At 63.0% G+C, this 24,380-nt stretch carries 20 protein-coding genes and 2 pseudogenes; 13 read left to right on the top strand and 9 right to left on the bottom strand.

Annotation, left to right across the window (positions count from 1 at the left end):
• The first annotated feature begins 82 nt into the window (after positions 1-82).
• A complete protein-coding gene (locus AB5975_04460; protein ID XDR21165.1) occupies positions 83-1,789 on the top strand; it encodes a SulP family inorganic anion transporter in 1,707 nt (568 codons plus the stop codon).
• 83 nt (positions 1,790-1,872) lie between these two features.
• Positions 1,873-2,883 carry a DUF4917 family protein gene (locus AB5975_04465; GenBank protein ID XDR21166.1) on the top strand — a complete coding sequence of 337 codons (1,011 nt, stop codon included), beginning with the start codon at positions 1,873-1,875 and terminating at the stop codon, positions 2,881-2,883.
• Between the two features lie 33 nt (positions 2,884-2,916).
• Here the strand turns inward: AB5975_04465 and AB5975_04470 are convergent, their stop codons facing one another.
• Both AB5975_04470 and AB5975_04475 read right to left on the bottom strand, forming a co-directional pair.
• Positions 2,917-4,131: an SAM-dependent methyltransferase gene (locus AB5975_04470; protein XDR21167.1), complete on the bottom strand. Its 1,215-nt coding sequence runs from the start codon at positions 4,129-4,131 to the stop codon at positions 2,917-2,919.
• 62 nt (positions 4,132-4,193) lie between these two features.
• Positions 4,194-4,811 carry a TPM domain-containing protein gene (locus AB5975_04475; protein ID XDR21168.1) on the bottom strand — a complete coding sequence of 206 codons (618 nt, stop codon included), beginning with the start codon at positions 4,809-4,811 and terminating at the stop codon, positions 4,194-4,196.
• 186 nt (positions 4,812-4,997) lie between these two features.
• Between AB5975_04475 and bglX the strand changes: the two genes are divergently transcribed.
• From bglX to AB5975_04495, 4 genes and pseudogenes are all read left to right on the top strand, one after another.
• Positions 4,998-7,289: a beta-glucosidase BglX gene (bglX, locus tag AB5975_04480; GenBank protein ID XDR21169.1), complete on the top strand. Its 2,292-nt coding sequence runs from the start codon at positions 4,998-5,000 to the stop codon at positions 7,287-7,289.
• 85 nt (positions 7,290-7,374) lie between these two features.
• Positions 7,375-9,131: pseudogene (locus tag AB5975_04485) on the top strand (ATP-binding protein).
• Complete coding sequence (locus tag AB5975_04490) at positions 9,125-10,459, top strand: sigma-54-dependent transcriptional regulator (protein ID XDR21170.1); 1,335 nt, start codon at positions 9,125-9,127, stop codon at positions 10,457-10,459. Before AB5975_04485 ends, AB5975_04490 begins: the two are co-directional and overlap by 7 nt.
• A gap of 242 nt (positions 10,460-10,701) precedes the next feature.
• The gene (locus tag AB5975_04495) at positions 10,702-12,021 is read left to right on the top strand and encodes an MFS transporter (GenBank protein ID XDR21171.1); all 1,320 of its coding nucleotides are present in this window, start codon (positions 10,702-10,704) and stop codon (positions 12,019-12,021) included.
• A gap of 199 nt (positions 12,022-12,220) precedes the next feature.
• On the opposite strand, the gene AB5975_04500 is transcribed toward AB5975_04495, so the two are convergent.
• On the bottom strand, positions 12,221-12,973 hold the full coding sequence (locus tag AB5975_04500) for a hypothetical protein (GenBank protein XDR21172.1): 753 nt from the start codon (positions 12,971-12,973) through the stop codon (positions 12,221-12,223).
• A gap of 341 nt (positions 12,974-13,314) precedes the next feature.
• Here AB5975_04500 and AB5975_04505 point away from each other — a divergent pair, with 341 nt between their 5' ends.
• Together AB5975_04505 and AB5975_04510 are read left to right on the top strand one after the other, a co-directional pair.
• Entirely contained in the window at positions 13,315-13,641 is a 327-nt protein-coding gene (locus AB5975_04505) for a hypothetical protein (GenBank protein XDR21173.1), read from the top strand.
• Positions 13,642-13,759: 118 nt separating this feature from the next.
• Positions 13,760-14,365, top strand: a complete 606-nt coding sequence (locus AB5975_04510) for a flavin reductase family protein (GenBank protein ID XDR21174.1) — start codon at positions 13,760-13,762, stop codon at positions 14,363-14,365.
• Here the strand turns inward: AB5975_04510 and AB5975_04515 are convergent, their stop codons facing one another.
• Together AB5975_04515 and AB5975_04520 are read right to left on the bottom strand one after the other, a co-directional pair.
• A complete protein-coding gene (locus AB5975_04515; GenBank protein XDR21175.1) occupies positions 14,366-14,632 on the bottom strand; it encodes a hypothetical protein in 267 nt (88 codons plus the stop codon).
• A 16-nt stretch (positions 14,633-14,648) separates the two neighbouring features.
• Positions 14,649-14,942 (bottom strand): putative quinol monooxygenase, encoded by a 294-nt coding sequence (locus tag AB5975_04520; protein ID XDR21176.1) that lies wholly within the window; start codon positions 14,940-14,942, stop codon positions 14,649-14,651.
• Between the two features lie 202 nt (positions 14,943-15,144).
• Here AB5975_04520 and AB5975_04525 point away from each other — a divergent pair, with 202 nt between their 5' ends.
• Positions 15,145-16,065: an AraC family transcriptional regulator N-terminal domain-containing protein gene (locus AB5975_04525; protein ID XDR21177.1), complete on the top strand. Its 921-nt coding sequence runs from the start codon at positions 15,145-15,147 to the stop codon at positions 16,063-16,065.
• A gap of 72 nt (positions 16,066-16,137) precedes the next feature.
• On the opposite strand, the gene AB5975_04530 is transcribed toward AB5975_04525, so the two are convergent.
• Positions 16,138-17,775, bottom strand: a complete 1,638-nt coding sequence (locus AB5975_04530; protein XDR21178.1) for a 5-guanidino-2-oxopentanoate decarboxylase — start codon at positions 17,773-17,775, stop codon at positions 16,138-16,140.
• A gap of 114 nt (positions 17,776-17,889) precedes the next feature.
• Here AB5975_04530 and AB5975_04535 point away from each other — a divergent pair, with 114 nt between their 5' ends.
• Positions 17,890-18,765 (top strand): LysR substrate-binding domain-containing protein, encoded by an 876-nt coding sequence (locus tag AB5975_04535; GenBank protein ID XDR21179.1) that lies wholly within the window; start codon positions 17,890-17,892, stop codon positions 18,763-18,765.
• Positions 18,766-18,863: 98 nt separating this feature from the next.
• Here the strand turns inward: AB5975_04535 and AB5975_04540 are convergent, their stop codons facing one another.
• Together AB5975_04540 and AB5975_04545 are read right to left on the bottom strand one after the other, a co-directional pair.
• On the bottom strand, positions 18,864-19,478 hold the full coding sequence (locus tag AB5975_04540) for an NAD(P)-dependent oxidoreductase (GenBank protein ID XDR21180.1): 615 nt from the start codon (positions 19,476-19,478) through the stop codon (positions 18,864-18,866).
• Positions 19,479-19,505: 27 nt separating this feature from the next.
• On the bottom strand, positions 19,506-20,381 hold the full coding sequence (locus AB5975_04545; protein ID XDR21181.1) for an MBL fold metallo-hydrolase: 876 nt from the start codon (positions 20,379-20,381) through the stop codon (positions 19,506-19,508).
• Positions 20,382-20,483: 102 nt separating this feature from the next.
• Here AB5975_04545 and AB5975_04550 point away from each other — a divergent pair, with 102 nt between their 5' ends.
• Positions 20,484-21,392 carry a LysR family transcriptional regulator gene (locus tag AB5975_04550; protein ID XDR21182.1) on the top strand — a complete coding sequence of 303 codons (909 nt, stop codon included), beginning with the start codon at positions 20,484-20,486 and terminating at the stop codon, positions 21,390-21,392.
• Positions 21,393-21,431: 39 nt separating this feature from the next.
• Entirely contained in the window at positions 21,432-21,605 is a 174-nt protein-coding gene (locus AB5975_04555) for a hypothetical protein (GenBank protein ID XDR21183.1), read from the top strand.
• A 19-nt stretch (positions 21,606-21,624) separates the two neighbouring features.
• On the opposite strand, the pseudogene AB5975_04560 reads toward AB5975_04555, so the two are convergent.
• Positions 21,625-22,495 (bottom strand): annotated as a pseudogene (locus AB5975_04560) (oxaloacetate decarboxylase).
• Positions 22,496-22,877: 382 nt separating this feature from the next.
• Between AB5975_04560 and AB5975_04565 the strand changes: the two are divergent.
• A complete protein-coding gene (locus AB5975_04565; GenBank protein ID XDR21184.1) occupies positions 22,878-24,329 on the top strand; it encodes an MDR family MFS transporter in 1,452 nt (483 codons plus the stop codon).
• Positions 24,330-24,380 lie beyond the last annotated feature (51 nt).

A 24,380-nucleotide genomic window follows, 5' to 3' on the forward strand; every position in this document is an offset into this window, starting at 1 on the left:
AGCGGGCGTATGCGCGTGCAAGCGAAACGGCTTTTGGCGGATATGCTCAATGGATTCGTGAAACATTTCGAAAGGACAACGCATGTTTCTCTCCCGCTGGTTACCAGGCCTTGCCAACTTGCTGCATTACCGCCGCGAGTGGTTCCACGCCGACATGCAAGCTGGCCTGTCGGTAGCCGCGATCCAGATCCCCATTGCCATCGCCTACGCACAGATCGTCGGCCTGCCACCGCAATATGGCCTTTACGCCTGTGTGCTGCCGATGATGGTCTACGCGCTGATCGGCAGCTCACGCCAATTGATGGTCGGCCCCGACGCCGCTACCTGCGCGATGATTGCCGGCGCCGTGGCGCCGCTGGCCATGGGCGATCCGCAGCGGATTGCCGAGCTGTCAGTTATCGTCACGGTGCTGGTCGGGGTGATGTTGATCGCCGCAGGCTTGGCGCGGGCCGGTTTCATCGCCAGCTTCTTCTCGCGGCCAATCCTGATCGGGTACCTCAACGGTATCGGCCTCAGCCTGATCGCCGGCCAGTTGTCCAAGGTAGTGGGGTTCAAGATCGAGGGCGACGGCTTCATCCTCAGCCTGATCAACTTCTTCCAGCGCCTGGGCGAAATCCACTGGGTAACATTGATCATCGGCCTGGCCGCCCTGGGCTTGCTGATCTGGCTGCCACGTCGCTACCCGCGCCTGCCTGCAGCCCTCACGGTGGTGGCGCTGTTCATGCTGCTGGTCGGCCTGTTCGGCCTTGACCGCCTTGGCGTTGCCATCCTCGGTCCGGTGCCTGCCGGCATCCCGAAACTGGCCTGGCCGCACAGCAACCTGGCGGAAATGAAAAGCCTGCTGCGCGATGCCTTGGGTATCGCAACCGTCAGTTTCTGCAGCGCCATGCTCACTGCACGCAGCTTTGCCGCCCGGCATGGCTATGCGATCAATGCCAACCACGAATTCGTCGCCCTGGGTGTGAGTAACCTGGCGGCCGGTATTTCCCAGGGCTTTGCCATCAGCGGCGCCGACTCGCGCACGGCGGTCAACGACATGGTCGGTGGCAAAAGCCAGCTGGTGGGCATCATCGCTGCACTGGTGATTGCCCTGATCCTGCTGTTCTTCACCGCGCCCATGGCGTGGATCCCGCAAGCGGCGCTGGGCGCCGTGCTGCTGATGGCCGGCTGGGGGCTGATCGACATCAAGTCGCTGGGGCGTATCCGACGCCTAAGCCGCTTCGAGTTCTGGCTGTGCCTGCTGACCACGGCGGGAGTGCTGGGCCTGGGCGTGCTGCCCGGCATCGTGTTTGCCGTGACCCTGGCGATCCTGCGCCTGCTCTACAGCATCTATCAGCCCACCGATGCCGTGCTGGGCTGGCTGCCGGGCACCGAAGGCCAGGTCGACATCCGCAAATTCAAGGACGCGCGCACCGTGCCTGGCCTGGTGGTGTACCGCTTCGACGACGCCATCCTGTTCTTCAACGCCGACTACTTCAAGATGCGCCTGCTAGAAGCCGTGCAAAGCCAAAACCAGCCAAAGGCCGTGCTGTTCGATGCCGAAGCCGTCACCAGCATCGATGTCAGCGGCATCGCCGCCCTGCGCGAAGTGCGCGACACCTTGGCCGCCCAGGGCATTTTCTTCGCCATCGCGCGCGCGCGGGGTACCTTCCTGCGCATGCTGGTGCGCTCGGGGATGGCGCGGGAGATGGAAGACAAACTGCTGTTCGGCTCGGTGCGGGCAGGCATTCGGGCGTATCGGGTTTGGCGCAACAGAAATCGAAGTGTGCAAACAGCTGAACAGCGCTGACGGGAACTGGACAGCGGCTCTCGAGAACCTCGCTCGACATGCTAAAGTCGCCCCGTTCCCCGCTCCACCCAACGGACCCCAGCATGCCTGCACTCGACGCCACCCTCACCTCCTGGCCAGCACTCGCCGCCCGCCACCCCTGCGACGCCCTGCTGCTGGGCAACGGCGCCAGCCGCGCAGTGTGGAAACCGTTCGGCTACTTCTCGCTGTTCGAGGAAGCGCAACGCGCCGGCCGCAAGAAAGGCCTGGCGGTCAGCGACCAGGCATTGTTCAAATCCTTGGGCACGGAGCTGTTCGAGCCCGTACTCAGCACCCTCAACATCACAGTACGCGCCAACGCCGCACTGGCCATCAACTCCACCGCGCCGCTGAACCGCTACTACTCGATCAAGGAAGCGCTGATCCACGCCGTGCGTACCGTGCACCTGCCCTGGCCACTGATGCCTGCCACCACCCTGGCCGCGCTCAACCAGGCCCTGCGCGGCTACCGCTGCGTCTACACCAGCAACTACGACCTGCTGCTGCCGTGGGCCGTGCAATACGCCCCGCAGGGCTTCGCCGAACTGTTCGACGAGCAAGGCTACTTCGACGTGCGCCGCACCCGCAGCGAAGGCACCCGCGTGCTGCACCTGCATGGCGGCCTGCACCTGCTCAAGCTGCCCGACGGCACCACCCGCCAACGCAGCGCCGAAAGCGCCGAGCTGCTCGATGGGTTTGCCGTGAACATCCCAGGTGAAGTACCGCTGTTCGTCAACGAAGACCGCAGCGACGAGAAACTGCGTGCCATCCGCCACTCGGACTACCTGAGCTGGTGCCTGGGGCAGCTGGCACGGGAAAGCCAGGGGCTATGCCTGTTCGGGCAGCATCTGGACAGCAGTGACCAGCACCTGCTCGACGCCATTCGCCTGGCTCGGCCGAAGCAGCTTTCGATTGCTATCCGGCCGTTGAGCGAGGCTTCGGTGATCAACCAGAAGCAGCATTTCGTGGATCGGTTCGCCGACTTGGTGAGTACCACGCTGCACTTCTTTGATGCCAGTACGCATCCGCTGGGGCAGGCGACATTGGCGATCGAGCCACCCTCTGCTCGACGCTGACACGTCCTCCACAGACCTGCAGGTGGGTGGCCGTCAGAGCAACCCATCCGCCCGCAACAACGTCTCCAGGCAATGCTCCTGCACCCCGTAGAACGCCTTGAGCTGGGCGATCTTCTCCAGCAGCGCGCCGTTGTCCACCGCCTGCCGCCGCTTCACCGCAAGAATCATCTTGTTCTTGTTGGTGTGCTCCAGCGAGATGAACTCGAACACCTTGGTTTCATAGCCGCAGGCTTCCAGGTACAGCGCGCGCAGGCTGTCGGTGAGCATTTCGGCCTGCTGGCCCAAGTGCAGGCCGTACTGCAGCATCGGTTGCAGCAACCCTGGGCTGTGCAGTTGCGGACGGATCTGTTTGTGGCAGCACGGCGAACACATGATGATCGCAGCGTTGCAGCGGATGCCGGTGTGAATGGCGTAGTCGGTGGCGATGTCGCAGGCATGCAGGGCGATCATCACCTCGATGGCCGCAGGCACGACGCTGCGCACGTCACCGCACTGGAACTCCAGCCCTGGGTGCTCAAGGCGCGAGGCGGCGGCGTTGCACAGGTCGACCATGTCCTGGCGCAACTCCACGCCAGTCACCTGTGCATCGCGGCCCAGGCTGTTGCGCAGGTAGTCATGCATGGCGAAGGTCAGGTAACCCTTGCCCGAACCGAAGTCGGCGACCCGCAGCGCCTGCTGCGCCGGCACCGGCGCGCTGGCCAGGGCGTGGTCGAAGACCTCGATGAACTTGTTGATCTGCTTCCACTTGCGCGACATGGACGGGATCAATGCGCCTTGTGCGTCGGTCACGCCAAGGTCGCGCAGGAACGGCCGCGACAGCTCCAGGTAGCGCTTTTTCTCGCGGTCGTGGCCGCTGCCTGCGACGGCCTCGCGCGGTGCTTGTGCACCGTGACGCTGAAGCATCGGTTTGCCCTTCTTGCTGAATGTCAGCTGCACTTCGCCGTCAGCGTCGAACAGGTGGGCATTGCGAAAGCTGTCCGGCAGCAGCTCGGCGACCAGCACCTGGGCCTGCTCCAGCGGCAGGTTGCGGGTGATGTCGCGTGTCTGGTGGCGGTAGACCAGCGACAGGCATGGCTGGCCCTTGACCTGCAGCGGCTTGGCAATGATCCGTTGCAAGGTCTGGTCGGCACCGACATGGCGCGCCAGCACCAGCTTGACCAGGGTGTTGCCGTGCAAGGCGGCGTTCAGCAGGTCGAGAAACTGGGTGCGCGCATCTGGCGCACAGGGGGCGGAAGTACTGGCGGACATGGAGAAACGGTGCCTCGAATAGCGGGAAGCGCATTCTACACCCTATGCTGCCGGCTTCCGACTCAATCGAGAATCACCAGGCGGTTGGGCAACTCGTTACGGGCATGGGTTGGCGGCACGTGCTCGCTCAATAACTCGCCGCAGGCCTCGATGCACTCGACAAAGCCCTGCAAGGTCCGGCCCTGGCGCACCTGCTCGGCAAAGCGGGCCACGATGGCCGCGCGGGCGGTGGTATCCAGGTAATGTTCGATACCACGGTCGACCAAAATCTCCACATGCCGCTCCGCTTCGCTGACAAAGATCAGCACGCCCGTGGCGCCTGCAGTGCGCTGCAGGTTCTGCTCGCGAAACTGCTGCCGGGCCAGGCGCGAGGCACGCCAGCGGCGCAGGCCCCGAGGGATCAGCCAGCCGGCCAGGCGTGGGTTGCGCAGCAGCAGGCACAGGCCGACGAACAGCAACACATTGGCCACCAGCAAGCCTCGCACGCCAGGCCAGCCCAGCAGCCAGTGCAACAGCCCAGGCACGGCCAGCGCCAGTACGGCGGCCCAGAACAAAGGCCAATAGGCGTAGTCGTCGGCACGGCGGGCCAGCACCGTCACCAGTTCGGCATCGGTACGCCGTTCGGCACGGGCAATGGCTTCGGCAATCTGCCGCTGATGGTATTCATCGAAAGGGGTCATGCCGTCGGTCTCTTGAGCGTTCTTATAGTTGTTGTCCCGGCATTCGGGGCTTCATCCGCTAGCGACATATTCAGGCATAATCCGCCGCTGGAAGAAATGCCTGCAAATCGTACAACAATAGCCGCCTGAAAACTTCGGTCGCGCACGTATCACCGTGGATACGGCAGAGGCCCCACAACGGAATTGATGATGAAACTGTCTTTGCTGGGCCTGGCCATGGGCCTTGCCAGTCAGGCGGCCCTCGCCGCCCCCACCGCCCCGCCCCTGCAGGACAAGCAGGCATTCATCGACCATCTGATCAGCCAGATGACCGAAGCCGAGAAAATCGGCCAGTTGCGCCTGATCAGCATCGGTCCAGAAATGCCCCACGACAAGATTCGCGAGGAAATCGCCGCCGGCCGCATCGGTGGCACTTTCAACTCACGCACCGCCCCGGAAAACAGGCCGATGCAAGACGCCGCCATGCGCAGTCGCCTGAAGATCCCGATGTTCTTCGCCTACGACACCATCCACGGCGAACGCACCATCTTCCCGATCGGCCTGGGCATGGCTGCCACCTGGGACATGGACGCGGTTGCCAAGGTCGGTCGCACCGCCGCTATCGAAGCCTCGGCCGACGCCTTGGACATGACCTTCGCACCGATGGTCGATATCGCCCGTGACCCGCGCTGGGGCCGCACCAGTGAAGGCTTCGGCGAAGACACCTACCTGACCTCGAAAATCGGCCAGGTGATGGTGCGCTCGTTCCAGGGCAGCAGCCCGGCCAACCCCGACAGCATCATGGCCATCGTCAAGCACTTCGCCCTGTATGGCGCGGTGGAAGGCGGGCGCGACTACAACACAGTCGATATGAGCCTGCCGAAAATGTACAACGACTACCTGCCGCCCTATCGCGCCGCACTCGATGCGGGTGCCGGCGGGGTAATGGTGGCGCTGAACTCAATCAATGGCGTGCCGGCCACCTCCAACACCTGGCTGATGAACGACCTGCTGCGCAAGGAGTGGGGCTTCAAGGGCGTGACCATCAGCGACCACGGTGCAATCCAGGAGTTGATCCGCCACGGCGTCGCCCGCGACGGCCGTGAAGCCGCCAAGCTGGCGATCAAGGCCGGCATCGACATGAGCATGAACGACACCCTGTACGGCGAAGAACTGCCGGGCTTGCTGAAGTCTGGCGAAGTGACCCAGCGCGAGCTGGACCAGGCGGTGCGTGAAGTGCTGGGTGCCAAGTACGACATGGGCCTGTTCAAAGACCCGTACGTGCGTATCGGCAAGGCCGAAACCGACCTGAAAGACTACTACGGCAACGACCGCCTGCACCGCGAAGCCGCGCGTGACGTGGCCCGCCGCAGCCTGGTGCTGCTGGAAAACCGCAACCAGACCCTGCCACTGAAAAAAGCCGGCACCATTGCCTTGGTCGGCCCGCTGGCCGATGCCCCGATCGACATGATGGGCAGCTGGGCCGCCGACGGAAAACCCGTGCACTCGGTAACCGTTCGCGAAGGCTTGCGCCGTGCCATGGAGGGCAAGGCCAAGCTGGTCTATGCCAAAGGCTCCAACGTCACAGGCGACAAGGCGATCCTCGATTACCTGAACTTCCTCAACTTCGATGCCCCGGAAATCGTCGACGACCCACGTCCGCCTGCGGTGCTGATCGATGAAGCGGTCAAAGCGGCCAAGCAGTCCGATGTGATCGTGGCAGTGGTCGGCGAGTCGCGCGGCATGTCCCACGAGTCGTCGAGCCGTACCACCCTGGAAATCCCGGCCAGCCAGCGCGAGCTGATCAAGGCCCTCAAGGCAACCGGTAAACCACTGGTGCTGGTGCTGATGAACGGCCGCCCGCTGTCGATCAGCTGGGAACGCGAGCAGGCCGACGCGATCCTCGAAACCTGGTTCGCCGGCACCGAAGGCGGCAATGCCATCGCCGACGTACTGTTTGGCGATTACAACCCCTCTGGCAAGCTGGCCATCACCTTCCCGCGCTCGGTCGGGCAAATCCCGATGTACTACAACCACACCCGTATCGGCCGGCCATTCACGCCGGGCAAGCCGGGCAACTACACCTCGCAGTACTTCGAAGAGCCCAACGGGCCGCTGTACCCGTTCGGCTATGGCCTGAGCTACAGCAGCTTCGAGTTGTCGGGCCTGGCGCTGTCGAGCAAAGACCTCAAGCGCGGCGATACGCTGGAAGCCAAGGTAACGGTCAAGAACACCGGCAAGGTGGCAGGCGAGACGGTGGTGCAGCTGTACCTGCAGGATGTGTCCGCCTCGATGAGCCGCCCGGTGAAGGAGCTGAAAAACTTCCAGAAGCTTATGCTCAAGCCTGGCGAGACGCGCACATTGACCTTCAGCATCAGCGAGGACGACCTGAAGTTCTACAATGGCCAGCTACAGCGGGTTGCCGAGCCCGGGGAATTCAATGTCCAGGTCGGGCTGGATTCCCAGGCGGTGCAGCAACAGAGTTTCGAGCTGCTGTAACTGAAAGGTCGCCTGTACCGGCCCTTTCGCGGGCTTCCCCGCGAAAGGGCCGGCCCCGACATCCCAATCATCCGGATCCGCCCCCATGCCCTTTTCCTTTCGCGCCCTGCGTCTGGGGCTGATCACCCTGCTGATCGTGCTGGGTACCGCCCTCAGTGCCGGCTGGGCCATGCACCAGGCCAAGCGCCAGGCCATGGAAGACGACGCCCAGCGTGCCAGCCAGCAGTTGGGCCTGTACGCCAACGCCCTGCACACCCTGATCGACCGCTACCGCGCCCTGCCCGCCGTGTTGGCGCTGGACCCGAGCTGATCGCCGCGTTGCGCGGTCCGGTCACCGAACACGTACAGGACGCCCTGAACCACAAGCTCGAACGCATCAACGGCGCCGCCAATTCCTCCACCCTCGAACTGCTCGACCGCACCGGCCTGGCCATTGCCGCCAGCAACTGGCGGCTGCCCAGCAGCTACGTGGGTTCCAACTACGGCTTCCGGCCCTATTTCAAGCAAACCCGCAGCCAAGGCAGCGGCCGCTTCTACGCCGTGGGGGTGACCAGTGGCGTGCCGGGTTACTTCCTCGCCAGCGCGGTCAACGATGAGCATGGCCGCTTCCTCGGCGCCATGGTGGTGAAGCTGGAGTTCCCCGAGCTGGAACGCGAATGGCGCCAGGGCAGCGATACCCTGCTGGTCAGCGACGCCCGCGGCATTACCTTCATTGCCAACCAGGACGGCTGGCGCTACCGCGAGCTGCAGCCGCTCAGTGGCGCCGACCGGGCCGAACTGGCCGAAACCCGCCAGTACGACAAGCAACCGTTGGTGCCGCTGCAACATCAGGTGCTGACGCGCTTTGCCGCCAACAGCACCCTTAGCCGCGTGCAAGGCCCGGAGGGCAGCGCCGAGTACTTGTGGGAGAGCCTGCCGCTGGAAGGCGAAAACTGGACGTTGCACCTGCTGCGCAAACCGCAGGTCGCCGCCGATGGCCGCAATGCCGCCCTCGGCGCCGCCGCCGTCTGGCTGAGCCTGGTGTTCGCTGCGCTGTTCGTCAGCCAGCGCCTGCGCCTGGCCCGCCTGCGCCAGCGCAGCCGACAAGAGCTCAAGCGCCAGGTCGAGGAGCGCACGCGCGAGCTGCGTACCGCCCAGGAAGGCCTGGTGCAATCCGCCAAACTGGCCGCGCTCGGGCAGATGTCGGCGGCCATGGCCCACGAAATAAACCAACCGCTGACCACCCAACGCATGCAGCTGGAAACCCTGCGCCTGCTGCTTGACCATGGCCGCCATGACGAAGCGCGGCAGGCGCTGGAGCCGCTGGAACAAATGCTCACACGCATGGCAGCGCTTACCAGCCACCTGAAAACCTTCGCCCGCAACAGCCCGGTGGGCCTGCGCGAGCGCCTCGACCTGGCCACCGTGGTCGACCAGGCCTTGCACCTGCTCGAAGCGCGCATTCGCAGCGAAGAAGTAGAGGTGGCCCTGTACCTGGCACGCCCGGCCTGGGTACGTGGCGATGCCATCCGCCTGGAGCAGGTACTGATCAACCTGCTGCGCAATGCCCTCGACGCCATGGCCGACAAGCGCTACAAACGCCTGGAAATCCGCATCGAGCCCGACGGCGAGCTGTGGCGCCTTAGCGTGCTCGACTCCGGTGGCGGCATTGCCGAAGCCGACCTGGCCAAGGTCTTCGACCCATTCTTCACCACCAAGCCAGTGGGTGAAGGGCTGGGGCTGGGCCTGGCCATTTCCTATGGCATCGTGCACGAGGCCGGTGGCCAGCTACAGGCCGAAAACCTGCCCGGCGGCGCGCGCCTGAGCCTTACCCTGCCCCGTGACCTGGAGCCTGTATGTTGAATTCGGTGATCGTCGTCGATGATGAAGCCAGTATCCGCACGGCTGTCGAGCAATGGCTGAGCCTATCCGGCTTCAGCGTGCAGTTGTTCGCCCGCGCCGAAGAGTGCCTGGCACACCTGCCGCGGCACTTTCCCGGGGTGATCATCAGCGATGTCCGCATGCCGGGCATGGATGGCCTGCAATTGCTCGAACGCCTGCAGGCGGATGACCCCGACCTGCCCGTGATTTTGCTCACCGGCCACGGTGATGTGCCCATGGCGGTAGAAGCCATGCGCAACGGGGCCTATGACTTCCTTGAAAAACCCTTTACCCCGCAACACTTGCTGGGCAGCCTGCGCCGAGCCCTGGAGAAGCGCCAGCTGGTGCTGGAGAACCGCCGGTTGCACGAGCAGGCCGACCTCAAGTCACGCCTGGAGGGGACGCTGCTTGGCATGTCCCAAGGCCTGCAGCAACTGCGCCGGCAAGTGCTGGAGCTGGCCAGCCTGCCGGTCAATGTGCTGATTCGTGGTGAAACCGGCAGTGGCAAGGAGCGTGTCGCCCGCTGCCTGCACGATTTTGGCCCGCGCGCCGACAAGCCGTTCGTTGCCCTCAACTGTGCAGCAATCCCAGAGTCGCTGTTCGAGGCCGAGCTGTTCGGTCACGAGAGCGGCGCCTTTACCGGCGCCCAGGGCAAGCGCATCGGCAAGCTGGAGTACGCCAACGGTGGCACGGTGTTCCTTGACGAAATCGAGAGCATGCCACTGGCGCAGCAGGCCAAGCTGCTACGGGTGATTCAGGAACAGAAGGTGGAGCGCCTGGGGGCCAACCAGAGCATCAGCGTCGACTTGCGAATCATTGCCGCGACCAAGCCCGACCTGCTCGACGAAGCCCGTGCCGGGCGCTTTCGCGAAGACCTGGCCTACCGCTTGAACGTGGCCGAGCTGCGCCTGGCACCATTGCGTGAACGGCGTGAGGACATCGCGCTGCTGTTCGACCACTTTGCCCGTGCGGCAAGCGAAAAGCTTGGGCGTGCCGCGCCGCCGCCGTCGGGAGCACAGCTGGCGCAACTGCTGTCGCATGACTGGCCGGGCAATGTGCGTGAACTGGCCAATGCGGCGGAGCGGCATGCATTGGGTTTGGGTTCGCCGAACATCGAGGTGGCGCCTGCCGGGCAATCGCTGGGCGAGCAAATGGAAGCGTTCGAGGCGCAATGCCTACGCGCGGCGTTGCGCCAGCATGGTGGGGCGATCAATGCAGTGATGGAGGCGTTGCAGCTGCCACGGCGCACACTGAACGAGAAGATGCAGCGGCATGGGTTGGTACGTGAGGATTTTGTCGGGCGGGAATGAGCGGAAATCCGCTTATTGGTAATGACTAATAAGCAAACATCCGCTTACTTCTCGGCGATCTTGGGGCTGCTTTGCAGCCCATCGCGACGCAAGGCCGCTCCTACAAGGCCACTAACATGCGGGGTCTGGGCAGACTACGCCCTCAAATGAATCAGCCTGCACCCATTTGGCACACCTTCTGCAATCACCTGTGCAAGCTGCGCCACGGCGCGCTCCACAAAAACAACGAGAAGGTATCCCTGATGGATAACGCCACCTCCCTGCCCGCCGGGGCGGCCACCGCGCCTGCCGCAGAAAAAACCACCGCCAGCCGCCTGAAGTCGATTTTCAGCGGGTCCATCGGCAACATGGTCGAATGGTACGACTGGTACGTCTACGCCGCGTTCTCGCTGTACTTCGCCAAGGCCTTCTTCCCGGCCGGCGACTCCACCGCACAACTGCTCAACACCGCCGCGATCTTCGCCGTGGGCTTTCTGATGCGCCCGATCGGCGGCTGGCTGATGGGCCTGTACGCCGACCGCAAGGGCCGCAAGGCCGCGCTCATGGCTTCGGTACTGCTGATGTGCGCAGGCTCGTTGGTCATCGCCCTGACCCCGGGTTACGAAACCATCGGCGTCGCCGCGCCTATCCTGCTGGTCATCGCACGCCTGCTGCAGGGCCTGTCGGTAGGTGGTGAATACGGCACCTCGGCCACCTACCTCAGCGAAATGGCCAGCAAGGAACGCCGTGGCTTCTTCTCCAGCTTCCAGTACGTGACCCTGATCTCCGGCCAGCTCATCGCCCTGGCGGTATTGATCGTCCTGCAGCAGACCCTGACCACCGAGCAGCTGTATGCCTGGGGCTGGCGCGTGCCGTTCGTGATCGGTGCGCTGTGCGCCGTAGTGGCCCTGTACCTGCGTCGCGGCATGGAAGAAACCGCATCGTTCACCAAGAAGGAAAAGGCCAAGGAAAGCCTGATGCGCACCCTGCTGCGTCACCCCAAGGAGCTGATGACAGTGGTCGGCCTGACCATGGGCGGCACCCTGGCCTTCTACACCTACACCACCTACATGCAGAAGTACCTGGTCAACACCGTGGGCATGAGCATCAGCGACTCGACCACCATCTCGGCCGCCACGCTGTTCCTGTTCATGTGCCTGCAGCCGGTGATCGGCGGGCTGTCCGACAAGATCGGCCGACGTCCGATCCTGATCGCCTTCGGTGTGCTCGGCACCCTGTTCACCGTACCGATCCTCAGCACCCTGCACACCATCCAAACCTGGTGGGGCGCGTTCTTCCTGATCATGGCTGCTTTGATCATCGTCAGCGGCTACACCTCGATCAACGCCGTGGTCAAGGCCGAGCTGTTCCCAACTGAAATTCGCGCACTGGGCGTAGGCCTGCCATATGCGCTGACCGTGTCGATCTTCGGCGGTACCGCTGAGTACGTGGCCCTGTGGTTCAAGAGCGTCGGCATGGAAAGCGGCTTCTACTGGTACGTTACCGCCTGCATCGCTTGCTCGCTGCTGGTTTACGCAACCATGAAGGACACCAAGCAACACTCGCGAATTACTACTGATTGACGCAGGCCTGGTAATACTGAAAGGGGCGCACCATTGTATGGGGCGCCCCTTTTTATGCCCGCTCTGATAAAGGATCTCGGCTGCCAAGTGCTTGTCAAAACAGGTTTATCGCCTTCGAGATCGAGCGCCGCGCGCGGCGCTCGATTTCAGCAACACCGCAAACATCAAGCCATACCTCCAAAGCCCCTGATGAGCCGATTCAAGACACCTCCAACGCCTGACGCGGTTCACGGCGCTGGTACCAGTTGGCCATCAGCACCAGCACCAGCAGCACCCCGCCCAGCACTGCCGAAGAGCCGACCGTGCCAAAGTCCAGGCCGCCCTTCTCATGCGGCTTGGTCAGGAAGTCACCCAAGGTGGCGCCAAACGGCCGGGTGAGCACGAACGCGACCCAGAACAACACAACGCCTGGGATGCGGGTCCAATATCGAGCCACCACCACCAATGCAATGGCACTGCCAATCAACAGTGCGCCACCGGCAAAGCCCAGCCCCGAGTCATCGGCCAGGTAATCGCCCAGCGCGGTGCCGAGGGTGTTGGAAAACAGGATTGCCACCCAGTAGAACAGCTCGCCCGTGCGGTTCTTGATACGGGTGACATCCAGCGGGTTGCCACTCAGACGCCAGACCAGGAAGGTCAGTAACAGGATGCCGATGAGCAGCGCCGAACCCGTGGCATAACCCAGCCCCAGGGTACGGTCCATGAAATCGGACATGGTGGTGCCAGCGGTACTGGTGGAGAGAATAACCAACCAGTACAGCATCGGGTGATAGCGGCGCGAGTACAACTGGCCCAGCAACGTCAGCAGAAACACGCTGATCAGCAGCAGCGAGCTAAGTGCATAGCCGATGTTCAGGGTCATCGACAGCAAGTCGCCTGCTGTTTCACCCAGGGTGGTAGCGCAGATCTTCATGACCCAGAAGGCCAAGGTGATTTGCGGGAGTTTGTTCATTGTTGTGCCGCTCCAGTTTTAGGTGCGGCGATGGTGCTGAGCAGCGTCTGAAAAATCGGTTGGTGATAGATGAAAAATACGTTCATCGGCCATCTGCTTCAGATTTTTCCTTCTTAACGCCCTATTAATTCCACCTCATCAAGCTGCAATGGCTGGCAGAACGTTGGTGCAAGCACCGACGTACCTTGGGCCAGGCTGCTGCCTGATTGACGGTATGCGCACCCATATATATCTATTTATTAGATTTTTAACCGCTATTTTTTGCGCTTTTTAATCGAATTAATAGGCGTAGCATTTAACCCATAGAAACAAACAACTCACGAACCCCTGGAGCAACGACCATGAAAAACAAACTGATCCTCACCCTGGCCCTCTCGGTTCTCGCAACGGGCGCCTTTGCCGAAGATGGCTTCGATCGCACCAACGCCCACACCTTCGCCGCAGCCCAGACTCAATCCGCTAATTACGTTGAAGACGGCTTTGACCGCACCGGCGGCCAACGCTTCGCCGAAGACGGCTTCGACCGCACCGGCGGCCAACGCTTCGCCGAAGATGGCTTCGACCGCACCGGCGGCCAACGCTTCGCCGAAGACGGCTTCGACCGCACCGGTGGCCAACGCTTCGCCGAAGATGGCTTCGACCGCACCAACGCCCACCGCATCAGCTGATCCCTGATGCGAGCACCCAGCCCGGCTTTAGCCGGGCTTGATCATTTGCAGGCGAGCTCAGGCTTGGCACACTAGGCACCTTGTCCACCAGGAGGTAGGGCCAGCAAGCCCAGCACAGATGTATTACTACGAACCCGCCAAAGGCCACGGCCTGCCCCACGACCCGTTCAATGCCATCGTCGGTCCCCGCCCTATCGGCTGGATCTCCTCTCAAGACCGCGACGGTCGCCTGAACCTGGCGCCATACAGCTTCTTCAACGCCTTCAACTACATCCCGCCGATCATCGGTTTCTGCAGCGTCGGGCGCAAAGACAGCCTGAACAACATCGAGCAGACCGGTGAATTCGTCTGGAACCTGGCCACCCGCCCACTGGCCGAGCAAATGAACCTGAGCTGCGCGCCAGTTGCTGCCGATGTGAGCGAATTTGAACTGAGCGGCCTCACTGCCGCACCGTCGAGCATCGTCAAGGTGCCGCGCGTGGGCGAAACCCCGGTAGCCTTCGAGTGCAAGGTCAGCCAGATCGTCCAGCTCAAGCGGGCCGACCAGGCATTGGTGCCTAGCTGGCTGATCCTCGGGGAAGTCGTGGCGGTGCACATTGCCGAGCACCTGTTGAACAACGGCATCTACGATACCGCTGCCGCCGAGCCGATCCTGCGTGGCGGTGGCCCGGCGGACTATTTCGAACTGGGCAATCTGTTCAAGATGGCCCGGCCGCCAGCCTGATCACCAGACCAGCTCGCCCTCTTCGCTGACGCCCTGCAGGCGTTGCAGCTCGGCGGTGGCCGCTTCGTCGGCGGCCACGGCGCCCTTGAACACCTGCCCGTCGAGCACCTTGTGAAAGCGTGGTGCACCGCCCATGCCCAGGGCCTTGACCGCGATGGCCGCGTTGTAGCCACCCCCCTCCACCGGCACCATCGCCGAAACCGCTTCGAAATGAGTAAATTCCCTACGTGCCATGTCGCTATCCGCTTGGTTGAACAAGTGCGTCACTTTACCTCATCCACCCTCAATCGAAGGTATGCAAGTCCAGGCTACTGACCACACGTGCCTGCACCAGCTCACCAAACACCTCCAGCGTCGGCGAAGCAAAGTAGCCACTCATCGCCTGCTGGTCCTGCCAGCTACCACTGAGCAGCCACAGGTCAGCATCAGCCTGCGAACGCTGCACGGTGAAACTCAGGCAACCCGGTGCACGCAGCGAGGGCTCGAGCAGGTCACGCAGGCGCGCGCCCAGCTCTGCAGAACGCCCGCTGCTGGCACGAATGAAAGCAAGATGGGTGACCGGTTGTTTTAGGGTCATTGCACAATCTCCTTGAAGCGGGCGGACGGAAAAGCCAGGCTGCCAAGGTTAGGGGCTCACCCGCGCGGCGCGTTAGGCCAATACTGCACGTCGATTGCCTGATCCTGCAGCGCTGCAGGATCAGGCAATCGACGTGCAGCTTTCGACTAGCGCCCGTCTGTGCCCAAACCTATGCTGCGTCGGTCAGTAGAGGAAAGCCATCATGACCACCGCCACGTCCACCGACCCCACCCTGGAACTGCAGCGCCTGGAACTGGCCGAATTGATTACCCGCCACGCCGGCGAGCCCCACGGCCCGGCCTCGGCCATCGATGACCTGTACCTGGTGCGCTACACCGAGAACGTGCGCTCGGTGCCGACCCTTGCGCAACCCGCCCTGTGCATCCTTGCCCAAGGCAGCAAAAGCCTGTTTCTCGGCGACGAGCAGTACGCCTACGACCCACTGCATTACATGGTGGTCTCGGTGACCTTGCCGCTAAGCGGCGTGAAGCTCGATGCCAGCCCGCAGAACCCCAGCCTGGGCCTGCGCATGGACCTGGACCCGGCCGAAATCAGCCAGCTGATCGCCGAGAGCGGACCGATGCTGGTACCCAATAGACCTTCGGGCCGTGGCTTGTACGTGGAAAGGACTGATGCGGCGTTGCTTGACGCCCTGCTACGGCTGATCCGCCTGCTGGACACACCGCGTGATATCGCGATGTTGGCACCGCTGTTCCGCCGCGAGATTCTCTACCGTTTGCTGCGTGGGCCGCAGGGTTGCCGGCTGTATGAAATCGCGTTGGCCAACAGCCAGACCCACCGGGTTTGCCAAGCCATAACCTGGCTTAACAACAACTACCAGCAGCCGCTGCGTATCGAGGACCTGGCCCGTGAGGTCAACCTCAGCACCTCGACCTTGCACCACCGCTTCAAGGCCGTGACGTCGATGAGCCCGTTGCAGTATCAGAAGCAGTTGCGCCTGCAGGAGGCCCGGCGGCTCATGCTGAACGACGGGCTCGAGGCGGCGGTGGCGGCCTATAGGGTGGGGTATGAAAGCCCGTCGCAGTTCAGCCGTGAATACAGCCGGCTTTACGGCGCGCCACCGATTCGGGATGTGGCCAGGTTGCGGGCTACTGCTGGCTAAAGTCGGGCTGATCCTGTACTGGCCACTTCGCGGGTAACCCCGCGAAGTGGCCGTAACAGGTTAAGCGCTACATCATCGCAGCACTGTTTCTTGCCACTGGTTCTGGTCAACCTGGATCAAGGTCGGCCCCTTGCGCTCCAACGCCAGCCCCAGTGCTGCCTGTAGCTGCACCACATCCGTCACATGCTCCGCCGCCGCGCCCAACGCCCGCGCCACACCGATGAAGTCCGGGGTATGGATATCCACGCCTACCGGCTCGATCGCCCGGTTGACCATGTACTTCTTGATCTCCTCGTACCCCTGGTTATTCCACAACAGCACGACCAGCGGCACCTGCGCCTCCACCGCACTGGCCAGCTCCGGCAGGGTGAACTGCAAGCCGCCATCACCAATCAAGCACACCGCTGGCGCACGTTGGTCGGCCTGTTCGGCACTGCCCAACCAGGCGCCCATGGCCGCAGGCAGTGCATAACCCAGGGTGCCGTAACCGGTCGAGGCATTGAACCAGCGACGTGGCTGATGCATGTCCAGGGTCAGGTTGCCGGTGTACACCGGTTGGGTGGAATCGCCCACCAGAATGGCATTGGGCAGGCGTTCGAGAATGGCGTTCAGCAAACGCGTCTGGCTCAAGGTCGGCTGGTCCCAATCTGCTGCCAGAGCCTGGCGCAGCTTGGCCACGCGGGCCACACCCCAAGTGCTTTCGTGCACCGGTTGCGGCTGGGCCTGCAAGGCACCGAACAACGCTTCGGCGGCCAGCTCGGCATCGGCGACCAGCGCCAGCTCCGGCAGGTAGTTGCGCACCGTCTGGTCCGGGTCGATATCGATGCGCAGCAGGCTGCCCGGGATCTCGAAACCGCCCTTGAAGGTCACGTCGTAATCGGTTTCGGCAAGTTCGGTGCCAATCGCCAGCACCACGTCGGCCTCGGCCACCAACTCACGTGTGGCCGGCAGCGACTGGGTCGAACCGATCTGCAACGGGTGGCTGGCCGGCAGCAAGCCTTTGGCATTGATGGTCAGCGCCACCGGGGCCTGAAGGTGTTCAGCCAGGCGTGCCAGCGCAGCCCCCGCAGCCAATGCCCCGCCACCGGCAAGGATCAGCGGCCGACGCGCACTGGCCAGGCGTTCAGCCATCTGCGCCACCGCCTGCGGAGCCGCCCCTGCCCGGCTGCCACGTACCGGGCGGCCCGGCAATCGGAAGTCAGCCGGTTCGACCAGTACATCGAGCGGTATCTCGATGTGCACCGGGCGCGGCCGGGCACTGTCGAACACGGCAAATGCTCGGGCCAGCACCTGCGGCAAGTCTGCGGCACTCATCAAGGTGTGGGAAAACGCAGCCACACCCGCTACCAGCGCGGCCTGGTTGGGCAGCTCATGCAGCTTGCCACGGCCACCGCCCAAGTGGTCGCGGGTCTGCACGCTGGAAATTACCAGCATCGGAATCGAATCGGCATAGGCCTGGCCCATGGCCGTGGTGATGTTGGTCATGCCAGGGCCGGTGATGATGAAGCACACCCCGGGTTTGCCACGGGTGCGCGCATAGCCGTCAGCCATGAACCCGGCCCCCTGCTCGTGACGCGGGGTGATGTGGCGAATGGACGAACCCGCCAGGCCACGGTAGAGCTCCACGGTATGTACACCGGGAATACCGAAGACATGGTCCACGCCATAGCCTTCAAGGAGTTTGACCAGTACTTCACCGCAGGTTGCCATTGGGGTTCACCATGAATCTTGTTGGGTTATGCCCTTATTGGACCCAAGCCACGGCTATCCCCACAATGTAAAAAAACACATACTAGCCATGTCCTGTGATCATGGCTTACTGCAATGAAACGCCTCCCGCCTCTGCCTGCCCTGTACACCTTTCTGGTCACTGCCCAGCACTGCAATTTCACCCGTGCAGGGCAACAGTTGCACATCACCCAGGGCGCCGTCAGCCGGCAGATCGCAGCCCTCGAAGAGCACCTGGGTTATGCGCTGTTCAAGCGCGAGGCCCGCGGTTTGAGCCTGACCCGTGAAGGCCAGGACTGGCTGCCTCGGGTGCAGCAGGTGTTCGCGCTGATCGATCAAGGCGTGCGCGAGGTGGGCGAGCACAGCACGACCTTGCAGCTCAAGGCGCCGACCTGCGTGATGCGCTGGCTACTGCCACGCCTGATGGAATGGCAAGCCCTGCGCCCGGACATACCGGTCGAACTCACCACCACCGTGCAGCATGGGGTGGATTTTCGCCGCGAGGGCTTTGACGCCGCGGTGGTCTATGGCGATGCACCGAACCACGGGCTGCACGTGCGCAAGTTGTTCGATGAGCAACTGACACCGGTATGCGCACCGTCACTGCTTCAAGGGCCGCTGCCCTTGCAGCAGGTGGAAGACCTGGCGCGGCATATGCTGCTGCACCCGTCACGAGATGAGCATGATTGGCGGTTGTGGTTGCAGGCAGCAGGTGTGACGCTGGCCAGTCATGGGCCCAAGCAGCATTTCGAGACGCTGGACATGGCAATGGCCATGGCCTCGCAGGGGACTGGCGTGGCTATCGGTGATTGGTCGCTGATTGGCGATGACTTGCGCGGGGGGCGGCTGTGCATGCCGTTTGCGCTGAAGGTGCTGACGGGTAAAGGTTATTACCTGGTAAGCCAGGCCAGAAGCTTGCCACCGGGTTTAACGGAGTTGCTGGATTGGCTGCAGCGCCAGGCTAGCCAGTGAGGGCCCATACACGGGCACGCACGCTCCTACAGGTACAGCACAGGGCTTGGAATTTGTGCAATACCTGTGGGAGCGTGCGTGCCCACGAAGCAGGCGACTCAGTAACCGACTGTGAAGCGCTGCCGTGAATGCGCAGGCTTTTCCAGCTCGTCGAGCATGGCAATCGCATAATCGGCAAAGGTGATCCAGCTCTTGCCGTCCGCACCGATCAGCAGGTGATCCTTACCCAACGTGTAGCGCCCGCTACGCTCACCTTCAACGAACTCCGCCGACGGCGAGAGAAAGGTCCAGTCCAGGTTTGGCTCGCGCTGCAACGCCTCCAGAAAACGCACCCCGGCAGTGGCCTCGGCCTTGTAGGCTTCCGGGAAGTCCGGGCTGTCGATCACCCGGTGCCCCGACGGCAACAACAGGCTGCCGGCCCCCCCCACCACCAGCAACCGCTTGACCCCGGCGCGCTTGACTGGCTCGATGATCGCGTGCGGCTCGATGGTCGAAAAATGCGCCGCGCTCAACACCGCGTCCACACCCTCGACAGCCGCTTGCAGGGCCGCGCTATCCTTGGCATCCAGCGCTTTGACGGTCACCCCGTCACGCCCCTGCAAACGGGAAGGGTCGCGGGCAATGGCCAGCACACTATGGCCACGGCGCAGGGCCTCTTCCAGCAACTGGCTGCCAGCGCGGCCAGTGGCACCGATGATTGCAATCTTGCTCATGGGAAACTCTCCATCAGTTGAACGGAATTACCACTTCATCTCGCCCTTGGCGACCTTGGCCCCAAGCTCCAGGGAGCTTTCATCGGCCAGGCCTGGGTAACGATGCTTCATGGCCTCGATCAAGACGCCAGCATCTTTTGCTTTGACGGTTTCGGCATCGAAATCACGAATGTAGTTCGCAGTGAAACGCACAGCTTGCAATGAACGGCTGCTGTCCCCCAGATAATGGCCCGGGACGACTGTGCGCGGCGCCAGCGCTTCGATCCGCGCCAGGGTGGCGAGCCAATCGGCATGCGACTTGGCTGTTTGGGTATCGGCCATCCACACATGAATATGCTCGGACACCACTACCCCACCGACCACCGCCTTGATCGACGGGATCCAGACAAAGCTGCGGTCTGGCTGTGGGCCGTCAAGGCCAACCACGTCCAAGGCCTGCCCTTCCAGCATCAGGCGGTTGCCTTCGAGCACTTGCGGCAGCACCAGCCGCGCGGGCTTGTCCGCCCCCATCTGCGGCCCCCAGTACGCCAGCTTGGCGCCCATGGTCTGGCGAATATGCGCAACGGTCGCGGCTGAAGCCAGCACCTTGGCGTCGGGGAAAGCCTGGGTCAGGGTATCCAGGCCGAAATAGTAATCCGGGTCGCCATGGCTGATGTAGATGCTGGTCAGGTGCTTGCCACCGGCTCGCAAGCGCTGCACCAACTGCTCGGCCTGGGCTTTGCCGAACTGGGCATCGACCAGCACGGCGTCATGTTGACCACTGACGATCACCGAGCTGACCGGGAATATCGCTTCGTGCCCGGGGTTGTAGACCTCCAACTGCAAGGGCTCGGCAGCCAGCACCGGGCCGGCCAGGGCAACGCAGGCCAGCAGCAGGCCACGCAAAGGAGAGAACAGGGACATGAGCAACGCCTTCAGCTGAACAATGCCCAACAGCTTAGTTGCCCAATCCGTCACAAAAAATGCGATGCTCGAACATAGTTTGTTTCTGAAATCGGGCAAATCATGGACCGTCTGAACGCCATGCGCGTATTCGTAACCGTCGTCGACCTGGGCAGCCAGTCGGCGGCAGCGGATCATCTGCAATTGTCGCGACCGGTAGTATCGCGCTATCTGGCCGAGCTGGAGGACTGGGTTGGCGCGCGGCTGATGCAGCGCACCACGCGCAAGCTCAGCCTCACGGCCGCCGGCCAGGAAACCCTGCCCCGCTGCCGGCAACTGCTGGAACTGGCCGGCGACCTGCAGGCCGCCGTGCAGCAGCCGGAAGACGCACCAAAGGGTGCACTGCGTATCAGCGTCAGTACCTCATTCGGCCAAGCACAGTTGGTAGACGCCGTAGCAGCCTACGTGCAGCGTTACCCTGGAGTGAAGGTGGAACTGCAAATGCTCGACCGCACCGTCAACCTGGTGGACGAGCGCATCGACCTGGCCATTCGTACCAGCAACGACCTGGACCCCAACCTGATCGCCCGGCGCCTGAGCGTGTGCCGCTCGGTGGTGTGCGCGGCACCGGCCTACCTGCACGAGCACGGCACGCCACAACGGGTCGAGGAACTGAGCCGACACAACTGCCTGACCCACGCCTACTTCGGCCACAGCCTGTGGCATTTCGAGGTGGCCGGGCAGCACGTCGCCGTGCCGGTGGCGGGGAACATCAGCGCCAACGAGGCGATGACCCTGCAGAAGGCAGCACTGGCTGGCGCGGGTATCGCCATGCTGCCGACCTATCAGGCAGCCGAGGCCCTGCGCCGAGGCGAACTGATGCGCCTGCTGCCCGAGGCGAGGCCGCGTGAATTGAACCTGAATGCGGTGTACACGTCGCGCAAACACATGCCGGCAACCTTGCGGAGCATGCTGGATTTTCTAGTGCTGCGGTTCAAGGACGAGCCGGAGTGGGACCAGGATCTATACTAATGCTGTACACCCCTATCGCTGTAATGGGAGGTGAGCACCATGGGTATCAAATCAAGAAGAGTCGCCGTTGTCATGGCCCTGACCGCAGTCGCAGGGCTGTATGGCTCGGCCTGCTGGCGCGTCGAGCTGCTGCGCAGCCAGCCTAGCGCCGCCAACAGCTGCGAGCGGGCACATTGCGTGCCCCACACCGCAACCTTGAGCGCCGTCCGTTGAGTCGACGGCGCCCTGCCGGTCACTCTTCGACGCTCATGTATTCCTTGGCCCAGCGGATGTAATCTTCAGGCTGGGTGTAGGTGTGCGAGAGTTCGGTGGCACTGAGGTTTTCCGACTTGTTTTGCTGGCCACGCTGCAGCCGCAAGCAATCGTAGGTGGCCTTGATCGCGGCAAAGTAGGCCGCGTGACCATCGACCCACAATGCGCACGCCCAAGCGCGCCAGGCGCTCGTCGTCGCGCAGGTTCGGGTTGCCATAGGTGACCAGCATCAGCGGCACAGTCAAGTGCTCGGCAATCTGCTCGAGCTGTTCGAAGTCCTTAACCCCCACCATGCAGATAGCATCGGCACCGGCCTTCTGGTAGCTCTGGGTACGCACAATGATTTCTTCGGTGCTGAGTACCCCAGCGTTGGTACGGGCAATGATCGACAGCGACGAATCGACCCGCGCCTCCAGGGCCGCACGGATCTTGCCAACGCCCTCTTCGACCGGGATCAGGTCGGTGGACTTGCGCCCGAACTGGGCTGGCAGCAGCGTGTCTTCGATGGTCAGTGCGGCCACACCGGCGCGCTCCAGTTCGATCACCGTGCGCATCACGTTCAGCGCATTGCCATAGCCGTGGTCAGCGTCGGCCAGCACCGGCAGTTGCGCGACCCGACCGATACGGGTGGCCTGCTCGACGAACTCGCTGAGGGTGATCAGGGCGAAGTCCGGTGCGGCCAGCACCTGCAAGGATGCAACGGAACCACCGAGGATACCGACCTCGAAGCCCAGGTCTGCGGCAATGCGTGCCGACATCGGGTCGAACACCGATGCCGTGTGGAAACAGGAACCTGAAGCGAGCAGCTCGCGGAAGGCAAAACGCAGATCTTGATGGGAAGCCTTGGGCATGATCACTCCGCAATTAAGTTGAAATTTGAACGGTAACTACCGACCCCTGTAATCGGGTCTACCTGACCTGTTCCAACCGTCGCCATCTGGGCGGTCATGCTCGACATGCAGGCAGAGGAATAAAAGGTGTGGGAGACAGCGGCCTGAAAAACCTGCGGCAGAATGTTGCACCAACCTGGTGCAAGCCCCGGATTTCAGCCCCTGTGGCATACCAACGATATCACGCGGCCATGCAGCACTGGATGAATGCGCCAATGCCGATTCGGCATAGGGGATGCAGATAGTACATAGGAAGCTACCTAACTCAGGTTACAATTCGTGGGCCTCTATGGGAGTGGGCTTGCCCACAAAGAGGCTTGCATAGACAAGACAAGGTATTCCCGTGACTGCTGCCCTGCCCCCCACCACCCTGCGCAACGTGCTCACCGCCCTGATGCTGGCCATCTTCCTCGGCGCACTGGACCAGACCATCGTCGCCGTCTCGCTGCCGGCCATCTCGGCCCAGTTCAACGACGTCGGCCTGCTGGCCTGGGTGATCTCCGGGTACATGGTGGCAATGACCGTGGCCGTACCAATCTACGGCAAGCTGGGCGACCTTTACGGCCGGCGCCGGATGATCCTCACCGGGATCAGCTTGTTCACCCTGGCCTCGATTGCCTGTGCCATGGCCCAGGACATGCAGCAGTTGGTGCTGGCCCGGGTACTCCAGGGCATTGGCGCGGGCGGTATGGTCTCGGTGAGCCAGGCGATCATCGGCGACTTCGTACCGCCGCGTGAACGCGGCCGCTACCAGGGCTATTTCAGCAGCATGTACGCCGTGGCCAGCGTCGCTGGGCCAGTGCTGGGCGGCTGGCTGACCGAGTACTTGTCGTGGCGCTGGGTATTCTGGATCAACCTGCCGCTGGGGCTGGTCGCCTTGTGGGCCATACGCCGCGCCCTCGCCGGCATGCCGGTGCAGCGTCGCGAGGCCCAGGTCGACTACCTTGGCGCCGTGCTGTTGATCCTCGGCCTTGGCAGCCTGCTGCTGGGGATCACCTTGGTCGGCCAGGGCCAGGCCTGGGCCGACTCGGCCGTGCTGGCGCTGTTCGCCTGCGCCCTACTCGGCCTGGCGTTGTTCATCGCCCACGAACGCCGCTGCCCAGAGCCGCTGCTGCCGCTCGGGCTGTTCGGCAACCGGGTGGCGGTACTTTGCTGGGGGGTGATCTTCTTCGCCAGCTTCCAGTCGATTTCCCTGACCATGCTCATGCCCTTGCGCTACCAGGGCATCACTGGCGCCGGTGCCGACAGCGCTGCCCTGCACCTGCTGCCACTGGCCATGGGGTTGCCCATGGGGGCCTTCACAGGCGGGCGCATGACCAGCCGGACCGGGCGCTACAAGCCGCAGATCCTGGCCGGTGCGCTGCTGATGCCAGTGGCCATTTTCGCCATGGCACTGACGCCGCCGCAGTCAACGTTGCTCAGTGCACTGTTCATGCTGCTGACCGGCATTGCTTGCGGGCTGCAGTTTCCGACCTCGCTGGTGGGCACGCAAAGCGCGGTGGCCAGCAAGGACATTGGCGTGGCCACCAGCACCACCAACCTGTTCCGCTCGCTGGGCGGGGCCATGGGCGTGGCGTGCATGTCCAGCCTGTTGCTGGCACTGCTGCACCAAGGTGGTTTCGAATTGCTGGGTAACCCGTTGCTGGGGAGCCTGAAGGCCGGTGAAGTGGACCTGGTGACACAGGGACGCTTGCTGGAGACATTCCGGCAGTTGCTGATGGGCAGCGCGCTGATTGCGGTACTGGGGCTTTTTGCCGCATTGGCGTTGCCTGACAGACGACTGCGCGGGTACTAATATCCCAGGGGCCGCAAGGCGGCCACGCTGTTAATCCCCTCTTAACACAAA

The organism is Pseudomonas putida, assembly GCA_041071465.1.
Lineage (GTDB): Bacteria > Pseudomonadota > Gammaproteobacteria > Pseudomonadales > Pseudomonadaceae > Aquipseudomonas > Aquipseudomonas putida_P.